Raw genomic sequence first — 20,067 nt, forward strand, 5'->3', positions numbered from 1 at the left:
CGGCGATGAAAATGAAACTTACCGCGCTAATGAGCGGAATGATTTTGGCCAGTGCGGCGCTGTGCTTCAGCGCCGTCGCGGCAGAGAAAATTGTCATCGCCCACCGCGGCGCCAGCGGGTATCTGCCGGAACATACCCTGCCGGCGAAAGCGATGGCTTACGCTCAGGGGGCGGATTACCTTGAGCAAGACCTGGTGATGACCAAAGACGACCGGCTGGTGGTGTTGCATGACCACTATCTTGATCGGGTGACTGACGTAGCGCAGCGTTTCCCGCAGCGGGCGCGTAAAGATGGTCGTTTTTACGCTATTGACTTTACCCTGGCCGAGATTAAGTCGCTGAAGTTCACCGAAGGTTTTGAGCCGAAAGATGGTAAAAACGTGCAAACCTATCCCGGGCGTTTCCCGATGGGTAAATCCGATTTCCGTATTCATACCTTTGAAGAAGAGATTGAGTTTGTACAGGGGCTAAACCATTCGACGGGTAAAAATATCGGTATCTACCCGGAAATCAAAGCGCCGTGGTTCCACCATCAGGAAGGCAAAGATATTGCCGCCAGCACGCTGAAAGTGCTGAAGGAATATGGCTACACCAGCAAGCAGGATAAGGTTTATCTGCAGTGCTTTGACGCCAACGAGCTCAAACGCATTAAGAATGAGCTGGAGCCGAAGATGGGGATGGATCTCAATCTGGTGCAGCTCATCGCCTATACCGACTGGAATGAAACGCAGCAGAAACAGGCCGATGGTAAATGGGTGAACTACAGCTATGACTGGATGTTCAAGCCGGGGGCGATGGCGCAGATTGCGCAGTACGCCGACGGTATCGGCCCGGATTACCATATGCTGGTAGCGGAAGGCTCGAAGCCGGGCGCGGTGAAGCTGACGGCGATGGTAAAAGAGGCGCACGCCAGCCATCTGCAGGTACATCCGTACACCGTGCGCGCGGATCAGTTGCCGGAGTACGCCACTAACGTTAATCAGCTCTATGACGTGCTGTATAACCAGGCGGGCGTCGACGGCTTGTTTACCGATTTCCCGGATAAAGCGGTGCAGTTCCTGGACGCGAAATAAAACAAAAGGGCCGTAAGGCCCTTTTTTATGTTTTCCCCCTCTCCCTGTGGGAGAGGGCCGGGGTGAGGGCATCAGGCCGCACACATCGACAACACTACATCTCGATCTCAATATCGCCTTTCGCCCGGCAGCAGCAGGGCAAAATTTCTCCCGGCTGGATAAACGCCAGCGGTTCGGTCAGCCAGTCAACCTGGCCTGACACCAGACGCGTGCGGCAGGAACCGCAATAGCCTTCGCGGCACTGATACTCCACGTCGATGTTATGCGATTCAAGCGCGGCCAACAGGGAAGGATGTTCATCCTGACACTCAAGGCGAGTGTCAGAAATCCTCAAGAAAATCCGCTTCATTACAGCTGGAAGTTGCTCAGATCGTCAGCGTCGACTTCAGAATCGATCTGGCCGACGAGATAAGAGCTGACTTCCACTTCCTGCGGCGCGACCTGAACGTTGTCGGAAACCAGCCAGGTGTTGATCCATGGGATCGGGTTGGAGCGGGTCTGGAACGGTAGATCGAGGCCCACCGCCTGCATGCGGATATTGGTGATGTACTCGACGTACTGGCAGAGAATATCTTTGTTCAGGCCGATCATCGAGCCGTCGCGGAACAGATAGTCCGCCCACTCTTTTTCCTGCTGCGCCGCCAGCACGAACAGGTCATAGCACTCCTGTTTGCACTCTTCGGCGATTTCCGCCATTTCCGGATCGTCGCTGCCGGAGCGCAGCAGGTTCAGCATATGCTGAGTGCCGGTCAGGTGCAGCGCTTCATCACGGGCGATCAGGCGAATAATCTTGGCGTTGCCTTCCATCAGCTTGCGTTCGGCAAAGGCGAAGGAGCAGGCGAAGCTAACGTAGAAGCGGATCGCTTCCAGCGCGTTGACGCTCATCAGGCACAGATACAGTTTCTTTTTCAGCTCGCGCAGATTCAAGGTCACGGTTTTGCCGTTGACGGTGTGGGTGCCTTCGCCCAGCAAATGCCAGTAGCTGGTCATTTCGATCAGCGAATCGTAATAGTGCGAGATGCCTTCCGCGCGTTTCTGGATCTGCTCATTGGTCACGATATCGTCGAACACCGTCGCCGGATCGTTGACGATGTTGCGAATAATATGGGTGTAAGAGCGCGAGTGGATCGTCTCGGAAAAGGCCCAGGTTTCCACCCAGGTTTCCAGTTCGGGGATGGAAATCAGCGGCAGCAGCGCGACGTTCGGGCTACGGCCCTGGATGGAGTCGAGCAACGTCTGATATTTCAGGTTGCTGATGAAAATATGCTTTTCATGTTCCGGCAGCGCCTGATAGTCGATGCGATCGCGCGAAACGTCGACTTCTTCCGGGCGCCAGAAGAAGGAAAGCTGCTTTTCAATCAGCTTTTCAAAGATGTCATATTTTTGCTGATCGTAGCGGGCCACGTTAACCGGCTGGCCAAAAAACATCGGCTCAAGCAGTTGATTGTTTTTCGTCTGTGAAAAAGTGGTGTATGCCATGAGTGGGTCCTGTTGAGATTGTATCGCCCGGCAACACTGCGTTTGCCGGGCCTACAAAACCGTAGGCCGGGTAGGCATCGCGCCACCCGGCAAAAATACCTTAGATCTTACATGCGCCGCTTTCGCAGCCGTCGTCCTGAATTGACGGCGCCAGGTCATCCTGGGCGTCTTCCGCGCCATCACGGGTGTTGTGATAGTACAGCGTTTTCACGCCGAATTTATAGGCGTTGAGCAGGTCTTTCAGCAACTGCTGCATCGGCACTTTTCCGGACGGGAAACGCGTCGGGTCGTAGTTGGTGTTGGCGGAAATCGACTGATCGATAAACTTCTGCATGATGCCGACCAGCTGCAGATAGCCGTCGTTATTCGGCATTTCCCACAGCAGTTCGTAGGCGTTCTGCAGATTTTCGTAATCCGGAACGACCTGGCGCAGGATCCCGTCTTTCGACGCTTTGATGCTCACGTGGCCGCGCGGCGGCTCAATGCCGTTGGTGGCGTTGGAGATCTGCGAAGAGGTCTCAGACGGCATCAATGCGGAGAGCGTGGAGTTACGCAGGCCGTGGGTTTTGATGGATTCGCGCAGCTGCTCCCAGTCGAAATGCAGGGATTCGCTCACGATCGCATCCAGGTCTTTCTTGTAGGTATCGATCGGCAGAATACCCTGCGCGTAGGTGGTTTCGTTGAACCACGGGCAGGCGCCTTGTTCGATAGCCAGTTCGTTGGAGGCCTTCAGCAGATAATACTGAATAGCTTCGAACGTTTTGTGCGTCAGATTGTTGGCGCTGCCGTCGGAGTAGCGTTTGCCATGTTTCGCCAGATAGTAAGCGAAGTTGATAACGCCGATGCCCAGCGTACGACGACCCATCGCGCCGCGTTTGGCCGCCGGGATTGGGTAATCCTGATAATCCAGCAACGCATCCAGGGCGCGCACCGCCAGCACCGCCAGATCTTCCAGCTCATCGAGGCTATCGATGGCGCCAAGGTTGAACGCCGACAGCGTGCACAGCGCGATTTCGCCGTTTTCGTCGTTCACATCGTCCAGCGGTTTGGTCGGCAGGGCGATTTCCAGGCACAGGTTAGACTGACGCACCGGCGCGACAACCGGGTCGAACGGGCTGTGGGTGTTGCAGTGGTCAACGTTCTGGATATAGATACGGCCGGTGGAGGCGCGTTCCTGCATCATCAGCGAGAACAGCTCAACGGCTTTAATACGCTGTTTGCGGATGCTGTCGTCTTTTTCGTATTTAGTATACAGACGTTCGAACTCGTCCTGATCGGCGAAGAACGCATCGTACAGGCCAGGAACGTCGGACGGGCTGAACAGGGTGATGTCCTCGCCTTTCAGCAGGCGGGTGTACATCAGCTTGTTGATCTGCACGCCGTAGTCCATGTGGCGAACGCGGTTGGCGTCGGTGCCGCGGTTGTTTTTCAACACCAGCAGGCTTTCGACTTCCAGATGCCACATTGGATAGAAGAGGGTGGCCGCGCCGCCGCGAACGCCGCCCTGCGAGCAGGATTTCACCGCGGTCTGGAAGTGCTTATAGAACGGGATGCAGCCGGTGTGGAAAGCTTCGCCGCCGCGGATCGGGCTACCCAGCGCGCGAATGCGGCCGGCGTTGATACCGATACCGGCGCGCTGGGAAACGTATTTCACAATCGCGCTGGAGGTGGCGTTGATCGAATCCAGGCTATCGCCGCACTCGATCAGCACGCAGGAGCTGAACTGACGAGTAGGGGTACGCACGCCGGACATGATCGGCGTCGGCAGCGAAATTTTAAAGGTGGACACCGCGTCATAGAAACGCTTGATGTAGTCCAGACGGGTCTCACGCGGATAGTTAGAGAACAGGCAAGCCGCGACCAGAATATAGAGGAACTGGGCGCTTTCATAGATTTCGCCGCTGACGCGGTTCTGCACCAGGTATTTACCTTCCAGCTGCTTAACGGCGGCATAGGAGAAGTTCATATCGCGCCAGTGGTCGATAAAACCGTCCATCTGCTGGAACTCTTCTTCCGTGTAGTCTTCCAGCAGATGATGATCGTATTTACCTTTTTCGACCATGTTCACCACATGGGTGTACAGCGCCGGCGGTTCAAACTGGCCAAACGCTTTTTTGCGCAGGTGGAAAATCGCCAGTCGCGCGGCGAGGTACTGGTAGTCCGGCGCATCGCGGGAGATCAGGTCCGCTGCGGCCTTAATAATGGTCTCGTGGATGTCGGCGGTTTTGATGCCGTCATAGAACTGAATATGCGAACGCAGTTCTACCTGAGAAATCGAAACGTTATTCAGTCCTTCTGCCGCCCAATCTAGTACGCGATGGATTTTGTCGAGATTGATACGCTCGGTGCTACCGTCGCGCTTTGTCACCAGCAGACTCTGATTCATGTGGTTTTTACCTGTCCGTGAGAAAAAATATCCCCCCATTTATCCACAGCAAGTCGTTGTGACTAACTCTGTGGATAAATACTATATGTAGGGGGTTGTCGATAAAAAGAACGCTATATGGTGAGTTATTTTAGTAAGGATTCTTTTGAGTACAAGGGTTGATTTTGACGTTAATTTGAGGTTGCGCAGGCGTAATAATCGCTAAGTCCACGCCGTATAAGGCCTGGAGAAGAAGTCAATAAAACAGAAAAAAAAATCAAAATTTGATCGAGTGCTGATTTCTTCGTCGGAAGGGAAAATTGCGCAGCTTGATGCCGCGCAATCATCATCATAAAAACGTATGACGTTATGCTTTTTTCGCCGTTGTATGCAACATATAGTTAACATCAACCCCCGGCGCCAGCTTGAAGGTATTAGTGAGCGGATTGTAATGCAGGCCGGTAATGTGCTGCTCTTTCAGAGAAGTCTGATCGATCCAGCCGATGAGCTCCGCCGGCTTGATGAACTTCTTAACGTCATGCGTACCTTTTGGCACCATTTTCATCACGTATTCTGCGCCGACCACGGCCATCAGCCAGGCTTTGCCGTTGCGGTTAATGGTCGAGAAGAAGACCTGGCCGCCGGGCTTCACCAGTCGCGCGCAGGCATGCACGACCGACTGTGGATCAGGGACGTGCTCGAGCATCTCCATACAGGTGACGACGTCGTACTGTTGGGCGTGCTTCGCCGCGTGCTCTTCGACGGTCTCCTGCACATACTCCACCTGAACGCCGCTCTCCAGCGCGTGCAGTTTTGCGACCTGCAGCGGCTCGAAGCCCATATCCAGACCGGTGACTGTCGCACCTTCGCGCGCCATGCTTTCGGCGAGGATGCCGCCGCCGCAGCCGACATCAAGCACTTTTTTGCCGAACAGGCCGCCGGAGCGTTCGGCAATATAGCCAAGGCGCAACGGGTTGATGCGATGCAGCGGTTTGAACTCGCCTTCTAGATCCCACCAGCGCGAGGCGACGGCTTCAAATTTGGCGATTTCATTGTGATCAACGTTGGGGGCCACCGACGGTTTTTCGGCATTCATGGGCGCTTTTACTCCTTTTCTGTTCTGACCTGCGAGTATATCAGCAGACTGCCACGAATAAACCGTATTGCTTTACCTCTATTACGACGGCTGTGTTATAATTTGCGACCTTTGAATCCGGGACACAGTAGAGGGATAGCGGTTAGATGAGCGACCTTGCGAGAGAAATTACACCGGTCAACATTGAGGAAGAGCTGAAAAGCTCGTATCTGGATTATGCGATGTCGGTCATTGTTGGCCGTGCGCTGCCGGATGTCCGAGATGGCCTGAAGCCGGTACACCGTCGCGTACTATACGCCATGAACGTATTGGGCAATGACTGGAACAAAGCCTATAAAAAATCAGCCCGTGTCGTTGGCGACGTAATCGGTAAATACCACCCGCATGGTGATACCGCCGTTTATGACACCATCGTACGTATGGCGCAGCCGTTCTCCTTGCGTTATATGCTGGTCGATGGCCAGGGTAACTTTGGTTCTGTCGATGGCGACTCCGCCGCAGCGATGCGTTATACGGAAATCCGTATGTCGAAGATCGCTCATGAGCTGATGGCCGATCTCGAAAAAGAGACGGTTGATTTCGTCGACAACTATGACGGCACGGAGAAAATCCCTGACGTCATGCCGACAAAAATCCCTAACCTGCTGGTGAACGGTTCTTCCGGTATCGCCGTAGGTATGGCGACCAACATTCCGCCGCATAACCTGACGGAAGTGATCAACGGCTGCCTGGCGTACGTTGATAACGAAGACATCAGCATTGAAGGGCTGATGGAACACATTCCGGGCCCGGACTTCCCGACCGCCGCTATCATTAACGGCCGTCGCGGTATTGAAGAGGCCTATCGTACCGGTCGCGGTAAAGTTTACATTCGCGCGCGCGCGGAAGTCGAAGCTGACGCGAAAACCGGTCGTGAAACCATCATCGTGCACGAAATTCCGTATCAGGTGAACAAAGCGCGCCTGATTGAGAAAATCGCCGAGCTGGTGAAAGAAAAACGCGTTGAAGGCATCAGCGCGCTGCGCGACGAGTCTGACAAAGACGGTATGCGTATCGTTATCGAAGTAAAACGCGACGCGGTGGGTGAAGTGGTTCTTAACAACCTCTACTCCCAGACCCAACTGCAGGTTTCTTTCGGTATCAACATGGTTGCGCTGCACCACGGTCAGCCGAAGATCATGAACCTGAAAGACATCATTGCGGCGTTTGTTCGTCACCGCCGCGAGGTTGTCACTCGTCGTACTATTTTCGAACTGCGCAAAGCGCGCGACCGTGCGCATATCCTTGAAGCGCTGGCGATTGCGCTCGCTAACATCGATCCGATTATCGAATTGATTCGCCGCGCGCCGACGCCGGCGGAAGCAAAAGCGGGTTTAATCGCGCGTTCATGGGATCTGGGCAATGTCTCCGCGATGCTGGAGCGCGCCGGCGATAACGCTGCGCGTCCGGAGTGGCTGGAGCCAGAGTTCGGCGTGCGTGACGGCCAGTACTATCTGACCGAACAGCAGGCCCAGGCGATTCTGGATCTGCGTCTGCAGAAACTGACCGGTCTGGAGCATGAAAAACTGCTCGACGAGTACAAAGAGCTGCTGGATCAGATTGCCGAGCTGCTGCACATTCTGGGTAGCGCCGATCGTCTGATGGAAGTTATTCGCGAAGAGCTGGAGCTGGTTAAAGAACAGTTTGGCGATGCGCGTCGTACCGAAATCACCGCCAACAGCGCCGATATCAATATCGAAGACCTGATCAACCAGGAAGATGTTGTCGTGACCCTGTCGCACCAGGGCTATGTGAAATATCAGCCATTAACCGACTACGAAGCGCAGCGTCGTGGCGGTAAAGGCAAATCGGCAGCGCGTATTAAAGAAGAAGACTTTATCGACCGCCTGCTGGTGGCCAACACCCATGACACGATCCTCTGCTTCTCCAGCCGTGGTCGTTTGTACTGGATGAAGGTTTATCAGCTGCCGGAAGCCAGCCGCGGCGCGCGTGGTCGGCCGATCGTCAACCTGCTGCCGCTGGAAGCTGACGAGCGTATCACCGCTATCCTGCCGGTTCGCGAGTACGAAGAGGGCGTTAACGTCTTTATGGCGACCGCCAGCGGTACCGTGAAGAAAACGGCATTGACCGAGTTCAGCCGTCCGCGTTCTGCCGGTATCATTGCCGTTAATCTGAACGAAGGCGACGAACTGATCGGCGTCGATCTGACTTCTGGCCAGGACGAAGTGATGCTGTTCTCCGCCGCTGGTAAAGTGGTGCGCTTTAAAGAAGACGCCGTTCGCGCGATGGGGCGTACCGCAACCGGCGTACGCGGCATCAAGCTGGCGGGAGAAGATAGCGTAGTGTCGCTGATCATTCCTCGCGGCGAAGGCGCTATCCTGACCGTGACGCAAAACGGTTACGGCAAGCGTACTGCGGCAGCAGAGTATCCGACCAAGTCACGTGCGACGCAGGGCGTTATCTCTATTAAGGTCACCGAACGTAACGGTTCCGTGGTCGGCGCCGTGCAGGTCGATGATTGCGACCAGATCATGATGATCACCGATGCGGGCACCCTGGTGCGTACTCGCGTTTCTGAAGTGAGCATCGTGGGTCGTAATACTCAGGGCGTGATTCTGATCCGTACCGCGGAAGATGAAAATGTTGTTGGCCTGCAGCGCGTGGCTGAACCGGTTGACGACGAAGAACTGGATGCCATCGACGGCAGCGTAGCGGAAGGCGATGATGATATCGCGCCGGAAAACGATGCTGACGACGACATCGCCGAAGACGAAGAGTAATCGTCGCAGGTAAATGTTCTGAAAGGGCCGGGTATTATCCCGGCCCTTTTTGCATTAACATTGCGACAAAGCCCATTTACCGCTACTTTAACCCCATTCTGTTGAGCCCCTGACGACCGAGCATTGCCCCATTGAAATATCTTGCCTCGTTTCATACGACCTTAAAGGTTTCTCGTTATCTGTTCAGAGCGCTGGCGGTTCTGCTATGGATGCTGATTGCTTTTGTCTCCGTGTTTTATATCGTTAACGCATTGCATGAACGGGAATCGGAAATTCGTCAGGAGCTGAATCTTAACGCCGATCAGGCGCAGCGTTATATCCAGCGGACTGCGGATGTCATTAAAGAGCTGAAGTACGTCGCAGGCAACCGTGCGGCGACCGGGAGCGAGGGCAGCGCGGCGCTGGCCAACAGCGGCAATATCACTATCCCCAATTTTGAACCGCTGTATCCGGATTCCGACTGCAGCGCAATGAGCGGCGCCTGGCGCAATTCGCTGCAATCGCTGGCGTGGTTCATGCGCTACTGGCGCGATAATTTCTCCGCCGCCTACGACCTGAACCGTATCTTTTTAATTGGCAGCGACAACCTCTGTATGGCTAACTTCGGCCTGCGCGATATGCCGCTGGAGCGCGATCAGGCGCTGAAGGTGCTGCATCAACGTATCGAACAATATCGCGATGCGCCGCAAAACGAGCGGGGCAATAACCTGTTCTGGATTAGCCAGGGCGTGCGTCCGGGCGTCGGCTATTTCTATGCCCTGACGCCAATCTATATGGCTAACCGCCTGCAGGCGATGCTCGGCGTCGAGCAGACTATCCGTATGGAGAGCTTCTTTACGCCAGGCAGCCTGCCGATGAGCGTGACGATCCTCGATGATAACGGCCAGCAGCTCATTTCCCTTGCCGGACCGGATAACAGCATTAAACCGGAAACCCGCTGGATGCAGGAGCGGATGTGGTTTGGCTACAGTTCTGGTTTCCGCGAACTGGTGCTGAAAAAGAGCCTGCTGCCGTCATCGCTGAGTATTGTCTATTCGGTTTCCGTCGATCAGGTGCTCGAGCGTATCAGGATGCTGATCCTCAACGCTATCGTGCTGAATATCCTGACTGGCGCGATCCTGTTCGCGCTGGCGCGCATGTATGAACGGCGGATATTTATTCCGGCGGAAAACGACGCCCAGCGTCTGGAAGAGCATGAGCAGTTCAACCGTAAAATCGTCGCCTCCGCGCCGGTAGGGATCTGTATTCTGCGTACCCAGGACGGCACTAACATACTCAGTAACGAACTGGCGCATAACTATCTGAATATGCTGACTCACGAAGACCGCCAGCGGCTCACGCAGATTATCTGCGGCCAGCAGGTCAACTTCGTCGACGTGTTAACCAGCAACAACACCAACCTGCAGATTAGCTTTGTACACTCGCGCTATCGTAATGAAAACGTAGCGATATGCGTGCTGGTGGATGTTTCCGCCCGTGTGAAAATGGAAGAGTCGCTGCAGGAGATGGCCCAGGCGGCGGAACAGGCCAGCCAGTCGAAATCGATGTTCCTCGCCACCGTTAGCCACGAGTTGCGTACGCCGCTGTACGGCATTATTGGCAACCTCGATCTGCTGCAGACCAAAGCGTTGCCGAAGGGAGTCGATCGGCTGGTGACGGCGATGAATAACTCCTCCAGCCTGCTATTGAAGATTATCAGCGATATTCTCGACTTCTCGAAGATTGAGTCAGAGCAGCTAAAAATCGAACCGCGAGAGTTCTCGCCACGCGAGGTCATGAATCATATTTCGGCGAACTATCTACCGCTGGTGGTGCGCAAACAGCTGGGGCTGTACTGTTTCATCGAGCCGGATGTCCCGCAAACGATGATCGGCGACCCGATGCGTCTGCAGCAGGTTATTTCCAACCTGCTGAGTAACGCTATTAAATTTACCGATACCGGCTGTATCGTGTTGCACGTCCAGCGCGCCGGCGACTATCTGCAAATTAGCGTACGTGACACCGGCGAGGGGATCCCGGCGAAAGAGGTTGTGCGCCTGTTCGACCCGTTCTTCCAGGTCGGTACCGGAGTACAGCGTAATTTCCAGGGCACCGGCTTGGGGCTGGCTATCTGTGAAAAACTTATCAGCATGATGGATGGCGACATTGCCGTGGAAACTGAACCCGGCATGGGAAGCCGTTTCACTATTCGTATTCCGCTATACGGCATGCAGCCGATGCCGCCGCTGCTGGCCGATCGGCACAGCAACAGCACCTGTTGGCTGGAGATTCATAACACGTCACTGGCGCTTTTTGTCGAATCGCTGCTGCAATATCATGGCCTGACGGTACGTCAATTTGCTGGTCAGACGCCGGCTGCCGACGATATTTTATTAACCGATGATGAAGGCTATGAGGGTTGGCCGGGAAGCGCTGCGGTAATCTTCTGCCGCCGCCATATCGGCATTCCTGTTGAGCGCGCGCCGGGAGAGTGGCTACATAGCGTTACCACGCCGCATGAGCTCCTGCCATTACTGGGGCGTCTGCTGCATCTGGCGCTGGCGGCGGAAGAGAATGGTCCGGCGCTATCGGCCCATGACGCGCCAACGGCCAGCAATGACGACATGATGATTCTGGTGGTCGACGATCATCCGATTAACCGCCGCCTGTTGGCCGATCAGCTTGGCTCGCTGGGTTATCAATGCGTAACGGCCAATGATGGCATCGATGCGCTTAACGTCCTCAGTAAACAGCATATTGATATTGTTCTCAGCGATGTGAACATGCCCAATATGGATGGTTACCGTCTGACGCAGCGGATCCGTCAGCTGGAGATGATGTTGCCGGTTATTGGCGTGACGGCTAACGCGCTGGCGGAAGAAAAACAGCGTTGTCTGGAATCGGGAATGGATAGCTGCCTGTCAAAACCGGTGACGCTGGATATCCTTAAGCACACGCTGGCCACCTATGCCGCACAGGTACGTAAAGCCAGAAAAACAAGCTGAGGCCGCACGGAATGGTGCTGAGAGCTCCCCGGCGCGCGATGCTCTCCGGGGCGGGAATAAAGTTTCAGAATGGCCCGGAAACGGCGGCTGGCCGCCATCCGGGAAAAGTGAATTACTCTTTATCCGTTGAGGTAAGAGAAACGGAAGAGAGGTAGTTCAGCAGTGCGATATCATTTTCGACACCCAGCTTCATCATTGCCGATTTCTTCTGGCTACTGATGGTTTTAATGCTGCGGTTCAGCTTTTTGGCGATCTCGGTGACCAGGAAGCCTTCAGCGAACAAACGCAGAACTTCACTCTCTTTCGGCGACAGGCGTTTGTCGCCATAACCGCCGGCGCTGATTTTTTCCAGCAGGCGGGAGACGCTTTCCGGAGTAAACTTTTTGCCTTTCTGCAGCGCGGCCAGCGCTTTCGGCAGATCGGTCGGCGCACCCTGCTTCAGTACGATCCCTTCAATATCGAGATCCAGTACTGCGCTGAGGATAGCCGGGTTGTTGTTCATGGTCAGAACGATAATCGACAGTTCAGGAAAATGGCGTTTGATGTATTTGATCAGGGTGATCCCATCGCCATATTTGTCGCCAGGCATCGACAAGTCGGTAATCAGGACGTGCGCGTCAAGTTTAGGAAGATTGTTAATCAGAGCTGTGGAATCTTCAAATTCGCCAACAACATTCACCCACTCGATCTGCTCAAGTGACTTACGAATGCCGAACAGTACGATCGGATGGTCATCGGCAATAATTACGTTCATATTGTTCATGTATTAGGCTACCTTGCTACAGCAAGCTCTTGACGTAACCGTCAATGTCGCTGATGTATTTTTCTATACCTTGAGCATCTCTTTCATGAATCAGATGCTCAAGCGCTTCACATAACTGCTTGCCGGGTATCAGATTAAGCATCGCAAACGCCCCTTTGAGGCGGTGAGCGGTCTGCGCCAGCGCAGCGAAATCGCTGATGGTTAATTCAGTATACAATCTCTGAACATCATCCGGAACAGTGTCGGCAAACAGCGCGTAATAACCGCTGGCATGGAGTTCAGCATTCCCTTCATTTCCAGTGGAGGCGGGCTGAATCTCTTCTTGCGCCAGCTGCTGCTCAATCAGCTGCAGGATAGCTTCCTGCATGGCAGTGCTGATATTAAAATTGACGCTCAACTGACCAGGGCCAATTTTGCGTATCCCAACCTCATCATCGCTTAAAAGCAAGCCTGAAGCAGTAAGATTAGACGGATTATCAGTTAAAAAGAGATCGTACTCTTGACTTGAGAGTCTTTCGTCCGGGGTGATGCAGCTCGCGCCCCAGCTCTCTAACTGGCGCGTCACGATGCGGCGTACTTCATTGGCGGTAATGTCAATCATTACGACTACATCGTCCAACAGGTGTTCGCCGGAGTCGCTCTCTTCCTCGCTTGCCGCCATTTTAAGGTGTAGCGAGTAGCGGGTGCCGAGCGATTCTCGCGCCTTAATATTAAGCTGCCCGCCAAGCTTGCGGGTTAAACGGTCGCATAACCAGAAGGTGAGGGCATTGGCCTTGCCGTACTGGTCGGCTTGCGTCTCGTTAAGGAACGGGAAGTGCATATTATCGATTTCATTAGCGCTTACGCCGTTGCCGGTATCAAGGATACGGAAAGTCAGCCGATCGTCGGCAGATTCATCTTTGCTCACCTCAAGGGTGATTTTACCGATAGAGGTAGTGGTGATCGCGTACTGAATCAGCAGTAATAGCGTGCGGCGCAGCGCGTCGCGATCGCCGTAGCGCTGCTCGTTGGCCGGCAGCGCGTTATTGATTAACAGCTGGAGTCCCTTGCGTTTTACCATTGGTAGGACTTCAGGAACTACTTCATCTATTAAGCCCTGAATGGAGAATAAGCCGGGTGTGGTTTTCCAGGCGTCGCTTTCCAGTAAGTTCGCCAACTGAATCTCATCGACCAGATGAACCAGTTCATCCGCGCGCTGCGCCAGTTTACGGCTCTCATTAATGCCGATGGCCGCCGCTTCATGCGCCAGCGCCTGCGCCGGTTCTTTCAGCGCGGCGCCGATGTTCTGCATAAAGGCGATACGCCCCTGCTGATTTTTTTCATACAGACGCTGGGCCTGTTTGAGCTTTTTGTTCACCAGTACTTCTCTGTCCTGGTCGCGAATAATCAGGATCTGCGTACGCGGAGCAACCTGGCTACGGTACTGGCGGATTTCATAAAGTTCATTATTGATCGTCGCCTGAATGACCCCTTGATGCTGATCGGCCATGTTGGTGATGTTCTGCAGGTTCAGATGAGGCAACAGATGATCGGCGATCGGGTTGCTGATAATAGTGCGATTGGCTTCCTGATCGTGCACCAACAGGCCCAGCGGCAGCAAAGAGACAATCTCTTCATTAATTGCGCGCTGAGCGCGAAGCTCGCTGTTGGCGGCGGTGGGTGCCGCGCTAACGCTGCCAGTATTACGGCGACCGCTATAGTGACGGAATGTGGTAAAGCCAAACAGGGTTAATGCCAGCAGACCAATGGTGAGCAGCAGCGGCAGTAAAATATTCTGCAGGGATTCCATCAGCAAAGTACTGAACGGCACGACCCACACCAGCCGCATGCCGGTGGTATTGATGGCGGTAGTTATCTCAATACGCAGGCCATTGAAGCTGACGCTAACGTTATCAACGGCTTCTTTATCAGGGCTGTTGGCGGCATTCTGTGCCGGATCTGCCTCCAGACGGAAGCTATCCAACGACATGCTCGGGGGGATGAGGTCGTTAATCGGTAAATCGAAGGCCACCACCGTTGCCAGGTGGCCCGGTTGGTTAAAGGTGGTACGCAGCGTGAAGTAGTGGCCATTTTGCCAGGTCAAATGGCGCAGCGAAGAAAAGGTTTCCCGTTCGTCCAGCGTATTTGCCTGCAGCAGCATTTCGGCGCGGCGGGATTCCACCACGCTGCTAATCGTCGATTCTTTAAAACTCGAAGACAGATCTTTCAGCGGCAGGGTAGAGACCAGAATCAAGCTGTTATCCAGCCCGTTCAGATAATACATCGACCAGGGGATGGTTTCCGCGCCCCATAGAATATCGAGGTAATTAGAAATTTTCTGCGTCATCTCAAGCGTCGAGCTGTCATGAGATCCGAAAATCAGCGCCTCGGTTTTGCGCCGAGGCTTTTCCAGATAGTAGACATCCTGCTTTAGCCGGGTTTCCTGCAGCCCATCGCTTGAAGTACTGGAACTGGTGGCTGCGATATTGTCGTAAATCTGCCAGGTGGCGTAACGCCAGGTATCGATGCGTTTGTGCAACGCGTGGCTGATATCAACCACCTGGTAACTTCTGTCTTTTAGCCACGTATTGACCGAGCTTTGGATCATCACGCCCATCGTCGCGAGCAAGACGATAACCATCAAAATGAAGAAGCGGGTGATGTTGCCTGGGATCAGGGAGAATTTTTTTTGGGTCATCGCGTAGCAGGGCTGCTCAGTAGTGTTTGTAAACAAGATGTTGCGCCATAGTGACGGGCAGCACAACGAATACTGGCTGGAAGTATAAAGGCTAAAACGGGAAATCCATACAACAGATTGACGCTGAGGGATCTTTTAATGCTGAGATTTGTCTCAAAACCATAGCGACGACGAATATGTACAGTGGAATTGATCTTGTACAATTAACTGGCATTTGTTGCAGGTAAATAGCACGAAAAAACAAGAAATTGGCGAAATAGGCTAACTTTCATTCGGAATTGATTGATTAATAGTCGTTATTTTTTTTATGCGATAGCACAGCATAATTAAAGATACGTAAAGAAGGGTAAAAAAAACCGGATGCGAGGCATCCGGTTGAAATAGGGGTAAACAGACATTCAGAACTGAATGACGGTAATAAATAAAGTTAATGATGATAGCGAGGATTATTTTAGTCTTCGGGGAAGATTTTGTTTTACCATTCAGTGCTATACATTTACATGCTTTCAATAATTTGATTTTAAAGATAAATATTATTTTTTTGATTTTTGATGCTTATTTTGGCGACCATTATCGTGCCTGAAAAGTTCCTTGATATTTACAAATTGAAACATCTTGTGCGCATTTTGAAACACCTTAGAAGTTTTCGTATCATATTCTTGTTGGATTATTCTGCATTTTGCAGCACAATGAATACAGCCGACTGATTAGAAGGGTAATCAGTAAGCAGTGGCAATAATAAAAGGCATATAACAAACAGAGGGTTAATAACATGAAAGTTAAAGTACTGTCCCTCCTGGTACCAGCACTGCTGGTAGCGGGCGCAGCAAATGCGGCTGAAATTTATAACAAAGACGGCAACAAATTAGATCTGTACGGTAAAATTGATGGTCTGCACTACTTCTCTGACGACAAGAGCGTAGACGGCGACCAGACCTACATGCGTATCGGCGTGAAAGGCGAAACCCAGATCAACGACCAGCTGACCGGTTACGGCCAGTGGGAATACAACGTTCAGGCTAACAACACCGAAGGTTCTGACAAGCAGTCCTGGACCCGTCTGGCATTCGCTGGTCTGAAATTCGGCGACGCGGGTTCTTTCGACTACGGTCGTAACTACGGCGTTGTATACGACGTGACTTCCTGGACCGACGTTCTGCCGGAATTCGGCGGCGACACCTACGGTTCCGACAACTTCCTGCAGTCCCGTGCTAACGGCGTTGCTACCTACCGTAACTCTGACTTCTTCGGTCTGGTTGACGGCCTGAACTTTGCTCTGCAGTACCAGGGTAAAAACGGCAGCACCAGCGGTGAAGACATGACCAACAACGGTCGCGGCTTCCAGAAACAGAACGGCGAAGGCTACGGCACCTCCGTTACTTATGATATCTGGGACGGCATCAGCGCTGGTTTCGCGTACTCCCACTCTAAACGTACTGACGATCAGAACGTTAATGGTGTTATGGGTCACGGCGACGACGCTGAAACCTATACCGGTGGCCTGAAATACGACGCTAACAACGTATACCTGGCGACTCAGTACACCCAGACTTACAACGCAACTCGCACTGGCGACATCGGTTTTGCTGACAAAGCGCAGAACTTCGAAGTGGTTGCTCAGTACCAGTTCGATTTCGGCCTGCGTCCGTCCATCGCTTACCTGCAGTCTAAAGGTAAGGACCTGTCCATTCGTGGCACCGGTATCAACTATGGCGACCAGGATATCCTGAAATACGTTGACCTGGGCGCGACCTACTACTTCAACAAAAACATGTCCACCTACGTTGATTACAAAATCAACCTGCTGGACGACAACGACTTCACCCGCGCTGCCGGTATCTCTACCGACAACGTCGTTGCTCTGGGCCTGGTTTACCAGTTCTAAGCAAGCTGAAGTGTTGAAAAAGGCGCCTGTGGGCGCCTTTTTTTATGCCCGGTTTAACCTCGCTGGTATACTCTGGCTGCCTTTGTAACAGGAGCCCGTTTTCATGGATACCACCTTTTTCCGCGCCGCCTTTATCGGCCTCTGCGTTCTGCTTACCGGCTGTGATTCCGCGACATCCCCGGCCACGCCAAAATCCGCCGCCACCGTGCTCGATGGCAAAACGATGGGGACCTATTGGCGCGTTAGCGTCGTCGGGTTGGATCCAGCGAAAGCCGAAGATTTACGCCATAAAGTTCAGGCGCAGCTCGATGGTGACGATCTGCTGCTTTCGACCTGGAAAAACGACTCCGCGCTGATGCACTTCAATCATGCCGCCACGACCGAACCGTGGCCGGTGAACGAAGCGATGGCGGATATCGTCACTCTGTCGCTGCGTATTGGCGCCAAAACCGCCGGAGCGATGGATGTTACCGTCGGGCCGCTGGTCAATCTATGGGGATTTGGCCCGGATAAGCAACCGGTAAAAACGCCGACGGAGCAGCAAATCGCGGCGGCAAAAGCGCGTACCGGGCTGCAGCATCTGACGGTGATTAACCGCGCCGATCAACAGTATCTGCAAAAAGATATTGCCGATTTATTTGTCGATCTTTCCACGGTCGGCGAGGGCTATGCCGCCGATCATCTGGCGCGGCTGATGGAGCAGGAAGGAATTGCCCGCTATCTGGTATCGGTTGGCGGCGCGCTGGTCAGCCGCGGGATGAACGGCGACGATAAACCCTGGCGAGTGGCGATTCAAAAACCAACCGACCGCGAAAACGCCGTCCAGGCGATAGTCGATATCAACGGCCACGGCATCAGCACCTCCGGCAGCTATCGCAACTACTACGAGCTGGACGGCAAACGTATTTCTCACGTTATCGATCCGCAAACCGGGCACCCCATCAACCATAAGCTGGTTTCGGTGACGGTGATTGCGCCGACGGCGCTGGAAGCCGACGGTTGGGATACCGGGCTGATGGTATTAGGGCCGGAAAAAGCCCAACAGGTGGCACACGAGCAGGGGCTGGCGGTCTATATGATTGTCAAAGAGGGCGACGGCTTTAAGACCTGGATGTCGCCGCAGTTCCGCACCTTCCTGGTCGGCGAGCAGAATTAAAAAGCAAGAAGCGCAGTTTTTTAGATCGGAGCAAGGCGCAAAGTAAGGATACACTTACAGCAGGAGCCCGCTATGAAACCGATGATTGCCGATATGACTAACGATGACCGCCGCTGGCAGGCGGTCTGCGAACGTGACGCCAGCGCCGACGGGCAGTTTGTCTTCGCCGTGTTGACCACCGGCGTCTGCTGCCGTCCCTCGTGCCGTTCACGGCGCGCGCTACGGGAGAATGTCCGCTTTTATTCTGATGTCGAAGCGGCAAAGGCCGCCGGATATCGCCCCTGTAAACGCTGTCGGCCGGATAATCTCGACCCCGACCAACAGCGGGTCGAGAAGGTGGCCGCCGCCTGTCGCCTGCTGGAACAAGAGGCGCCAATCACCCTTGAGGCGTTGGCGCAGCAGCTGGCGGTCAGCCCGTTTCACTTCCATCGTATTTTTAAATCCGTCACCGGGCTTACGCCCAAGGCCTGGCAGCAGGCGTGGCGCGCGCGGCGTCTACGCGAAGCATTAAGCCAGGGCGAGAATGTCACCCGCGCGGCATTAGCCGCCGGTTTCCCTGATTCCGCCAGCTATTATCGCCAGGCAAACGAGACGCTGGGCATGACCGCCCGCCAGTTTAAACGCGGCGGCGAAGATGTGGTGATTCGCTGGGTTTGCAGCGATAGCGCCTCTGGCCGGTGCCTGGTGGCGTTCAGCGAACGTGGCGTATGCGCCGTGTTGCTGGGCGATGACGATAAGGCGTTATATGCGCAGCTGGCGAGCTTGTTTCCCGGCGCCCAATTACAGCCGGGTGATGACACGTTTACCGAACGCGTGGCGCAGGTGGTTGCCCATCTGGATAATCCGCAGCAGGCGGTGAATTTGCCGCTGGATATTCGCGGTACCGCTTTCCAGCAACGGGTGTGGCAAGCCTTGCGCCAGATCCCGCCAGGCGAAACCCGCAGCTACCGCGAGGTGGCGCACAGCATTGGTCAACCGCGTGCGGTCAGAGCGGTTGCCGGGGCCTGTGCGGCTAATAAACTGGCGATAGTCATTCCTTGCCATCGGGTAGTGCGTGAGGGCGGGGCGCTTTCCGGCTATCGTTGGGGCAGCGAACGCAAAGCGCTGCTGCTGGCGCGCGAAGCAAAAATACGGGAGAAATAATGCTCGATCTGTTTGCCGATACGCCGCCCTGGCAGGAGCCGCTGGCCCCCGGGGCGATGATATTACGCCGTTTCGCCGTTCAGCGCGCGGCGGCGCTGCTGCAGGCCATCGCCGGAGTGGCCAGCGCTTCTCCGTTCCGCCAGATGGTGACCCCCGGTGGTTATACCATGTCGGTGGCTATGACCAACTGTGGCCAACTCGGCTGGACGACCGATATGCACGGCTATCTCTATGCGCCGGGCGATCCGTTGACCGGCGAACATTGGCCGCCGATGCCGCCGCTCTTTCAGCAACTGGCGGCGGAGGCAGCGCAGGAGGCGGGCTATGCGCATTTCTCCCCGGACGCCTGTCTGATTAACCGCTACCAGCCGGGCGCGAAGCTGTCGCTGCATCAGGATAAAGACGAGCGGGATTTGCGTGCGCCTATCGTTTCGGTGTCGCTGGGACTGCCGGCAGTGTTTCAGTTTGGCGGGCTGAAACGTAACGATCCGCTGCGTCGGCTGCTGCTGGAGCATGGCGATGTGGTGGTTTGGGGCGGCGAATCACGGCTCTTTTACCACGGCATCCAGCCGCTTAAACCGGGGGAGCACCCGCTGACCGGCGCCTGTCGTTATAACCTCACGTTTCGCCTCGCGGGAGGCCGGCAAAAACAAAAATAAGAATTAT

Annotated in this window: 13 protein-coding genes; 7 read left to right on the plus strand and 6 right to left on the minus strand. The window is 54.3% G+C overall.

Annotated elements, in window-relative coordinates; all coding sequences use genetic code 11:
- Positions 1 to 5 precede the first annotated feature (5 nt).
- Positions 6 to 1,073 (plus strand): glycerophosphodiester phosphodiesterase, encoded by a 1,068-nt coding sequence (gene glpQ / locus ABLV78_RS07475; protein ID WP_047043247.1) that lies wholly within the window; start codon positions 6 to 8, stop codon positions 1,071 to 1,073.
- Positions 1,074 to 1,167: 94 nt separating this feature from the next.
- On the opposite strand, the gene yfaE is transcribed toward glpQ, so the two are convergent.
- The 4 genes from yfaE to ubiG all read right to left on the minus strand — a co-directional run bounded on the left by yfaE (position 1,168) and on the right by ubiG (position 6,013).
- The gene (yfaE, locus tag ABLV78_RS07480; protein WP_015365617.1) at positions 1,168 to 1,422 is read right to left on the minus strand and encodes a class I ribonucleotide reductase maintenance protein YfaE; all 255 of its coding nucleotides are present in this window, start codon (positions 1,420 to 1,422) and stop codon (positions 1,168 to 1,170) included.
- Positions 1,422 to 2,552, minus strand: coding sequence for a class Ia ribonucleoside-diphosphate reductase subunit beta (gene nrdB, locus ABLV78_RS07485; RefSeq protein ID WP_047043245.1), 1,131 nt, complete (start codon positions 2,550 to 2,552; stop codon positions 1,422 to 1,424). The genes yfaE and nrdB overlap by 1 nt, the downstream gene beginning before the upstream one ends.
- A 100-nt stretch (positions 2,553 to 2,652) precedes the next feature.
- Entirely contained in the window at positions 2,653 to 4,938 is a 2,286-nt protein-coding gene (gene nrdA, locus ABLV78_RS07490; RefSeq protein WP_015365619.1) for a class 1a ribonucleoside-diphosphate reductase subunit alpha, read from the minus strand.
- Positions 4,939 to 5,284: 346 nt separating this feature from the next.
- The gene (ubiG, locus tag ABLV78_RS07495) at positions 5,285 to 6,013 is read right to left on the minus strand and encodes a bifunctional 2-polyprenyl-6-hydroxyphenol methylase/3-demethylubiquinol 3-O-methyltransferase UbiG (protein ID WP_045391407.1); all 729 of its coding nucleotides are present in this window, start codon (positions 6,011 to 6,013) and stop codon (positions 5,285 to 5,287) included.
- A gap of 146 nt (positions 6,014 to 6,159) precedes the next feature.
- Between ubiG and gyrA the strand changes: the two genes are divergently transcribed.
- Entirely contained in the window at positions 6,160 to 8,793 is a 2,634-nt protein-coding gene (gene gyrA, locus ABLV78_RS07500) for a DNA topoisomerase (ATP-hydrolyzing) subunit A (protein ID WP_045391405.1), read from the plus strand.
- 131 nt (positions 8,794 to 8,924) lie between these two features.
- Positions 8,925 to 11,777: a two-component system sensor histidine kinase RcsC gene (gene rcsC / locus ABLV78_RS07505; RefSeq protein ID WP_047043244.1), complete on the plus strand. Its 2,853-nt coding sequence runs from the start codon at positions 8,925 to 8,927 to the stop codon at positions 11,775 to 11,777.
- A gap of 112 nt (positions 11,778 to 11,889) precedes the next feature.
- Here rcsC and rcsB read toward each other — a convergent pair whose 3' ends face one another.
- On the minus strand, positions 11,890 to 12,540 hold the full coding sequence (gene rcsB, locus ABLV78_RS07510; RefSeq protein WP_015365624.1) for a response regulator transcription factor RcsB: 651 nt from the start codon (positions 12,538 to 12,540) through the stop codon (positions 11,890 to 11,892).
- Between the two features lie 16 nt (positions 12,541 to 12,556).
- Positions 12,557 to 15,217, minus strand: a complete 2,661-nt coding sequence (gene rcsD, locus ABLV78_RS07515) for a phosphotransferase RcsD (RefSeq protein WP_045391401.1) — start codon at positions 15,215 to 15,217, stop codon at positions 12,557 to 12,559.
- A gap of 772 nt (positions 15,218 to 15,989) precedes the next feature.
- On the opposite strand from rcsD, the gene ABLV78_RS07520 reads away from it, so the two are divergent.
- From ABLV78_RS07520 to alkB, 4 genes are all read left to right on the plus strand, one after another.
- On the plus strand, positions 15,990 to 17,102 hold the full coding sequence (locus tag ABLV78_RS07520; RefSeq protein WP_045391399.1) for a porin OmpC: 1,113 nt from the start codon (positions 15,990 to 15,992) through the stop codon (positions 17,100 to 17,102).
- A gap of 103 nt (positions 17,103 to 17,205) precedes the next feature.
- Positions 17,206 to 18,258 (plus strand): FAD:protein FMN transferase ApbE, encoded by a 1,053-nt coding sequence (apbE, locus tag ABLV78_RS07525; protein ID WP_047043241.1) that lies wholly within the window; start codon positions 17,206 to 17,208, stop codon positions 18,256 to 18,258.
- A gap of 72 nt (positions 18,259 to 18,330) precedes the next feature.
- On the plus strand, positions 18,331 to 19,401 hold the full coding sequence (ada, locus tag ABLV78_RS07530) for a bifunctional DNA-binding transcriptional regulator/O6-methylguanine-DNA methyltransferase Ada (protein WP_045391396.1): 1,071 nt from the start codon (positions 18,331 to 18,333) through the stop codon (positions 19,399 to 19,401).
- Positions 19,401 to 20,060 carry a DNA oxidative demethylase AlkB gene (alkB, locus tag ABLV78_RS07535; protein ID WP_047043239.1) on the plus strand — a complete coding sequence of 220 codons (660 nt, stop codon included), beginning with the start codon at positions 19,401 to 19,403 and terminating at the stop codon, positions 20,058 to 20,060. The genes ada and alkB overlap by 1 nt, the downstream gene beginning before the upstream one ends.
- Positions 20,061 to 20,067: the final 7 nt, after the last annotated feature.

This window comes from Klebsiella sp. CN_Kp075, from assembly GCF_040065055.2.
In the GTDB taxonomy this organism is placed as follows: domain Bacteria; phylum Pseudomonadota; class Gammaproteobacteria; order Enterobacterales; family Enterobacteriaceae; genus Klebsiella; species Klebsiella aerogenes.

Bases quoted from the DNA above. Each gene is read 5' to 3' on its own strand.
- glpQ (WP_047043247.1), top strand. From the start codon at position 6: ATGAAAATGAAACTTACCGCGCTAATGAGCGGAATGATTTTGGCCAGT.
- yfaE (WP_015365617.1), bottom strand. From the start codon at position 1,422: ATGAAGCGGATTTTCTTGAGGATTTCTGACACTCGCCTTGAGTGTCAG.
- nrdB (WP_047043245.1), bottom strand. From the start codon at position 2,552: ATGGCATACACCACTTTTTCACAGACGAAAAACAATCAACTGCTTGAG.
- nrdA (WP_015365619.1), bottom strand. From the start codon at position 4,938: ATGAATCAGAGTCTGCTGGTGACAAAGCGCGACGGTAGCACCGAGCGT.
- ubiG (WP_045391407.1), bottom strand. From the start codon at position 6,013: ATGAATGCCGAAAAACCGTCGGTGGCCCCCAACGTTGATCACAATGAA.
- gyrA (WP_045391405.1), top strand. From the start codon at position 6,160: ATGAGCGACCTTGCGAGAGAAATTACACCGGTCAACATTGAGGAAGAG.
- rcsB (WP_015365624.1), bottom strand. From the start codon at position 12,540: ATGAACAATATGAACGTAATTATTGCCGATGACCATCCGATCGTACTG.
- rcsD (WP_045391401.1), bottom strand. From the start codon at position 15,217: ATGACCCAAAAAAAATTCTCCCTGATCCCAGGCAACATCACCCGCTTC.
- ABLV78_RS07520 (WP_045391399.1), top strand. From the start codon at position 15,990: ATGAAAGTTAAAGTACTGTCCCTCCTGGTACCAGCACTGCTGGTAGCG.
- apbE (WP_047043241.1), top strand. From the start codon at position 17,206: ATGGATACCACCTTTTTCCGCGCCGCCTTTATCGGCCTCTGCGTTCTG.
- ada (WP_045391396.1), top strand. From the start codon at position 18,331: ATGAAACCGATGATTGCCGATATGACTAACGATGACCGCCGCTGGCAG.
- alkB (WP_047043239.1), top strand. From the start codon at position 19,401: ATGCTCGATCTGTTTGCCGATACGCCGCCCTGGCAGGAGCCGCTGGCC.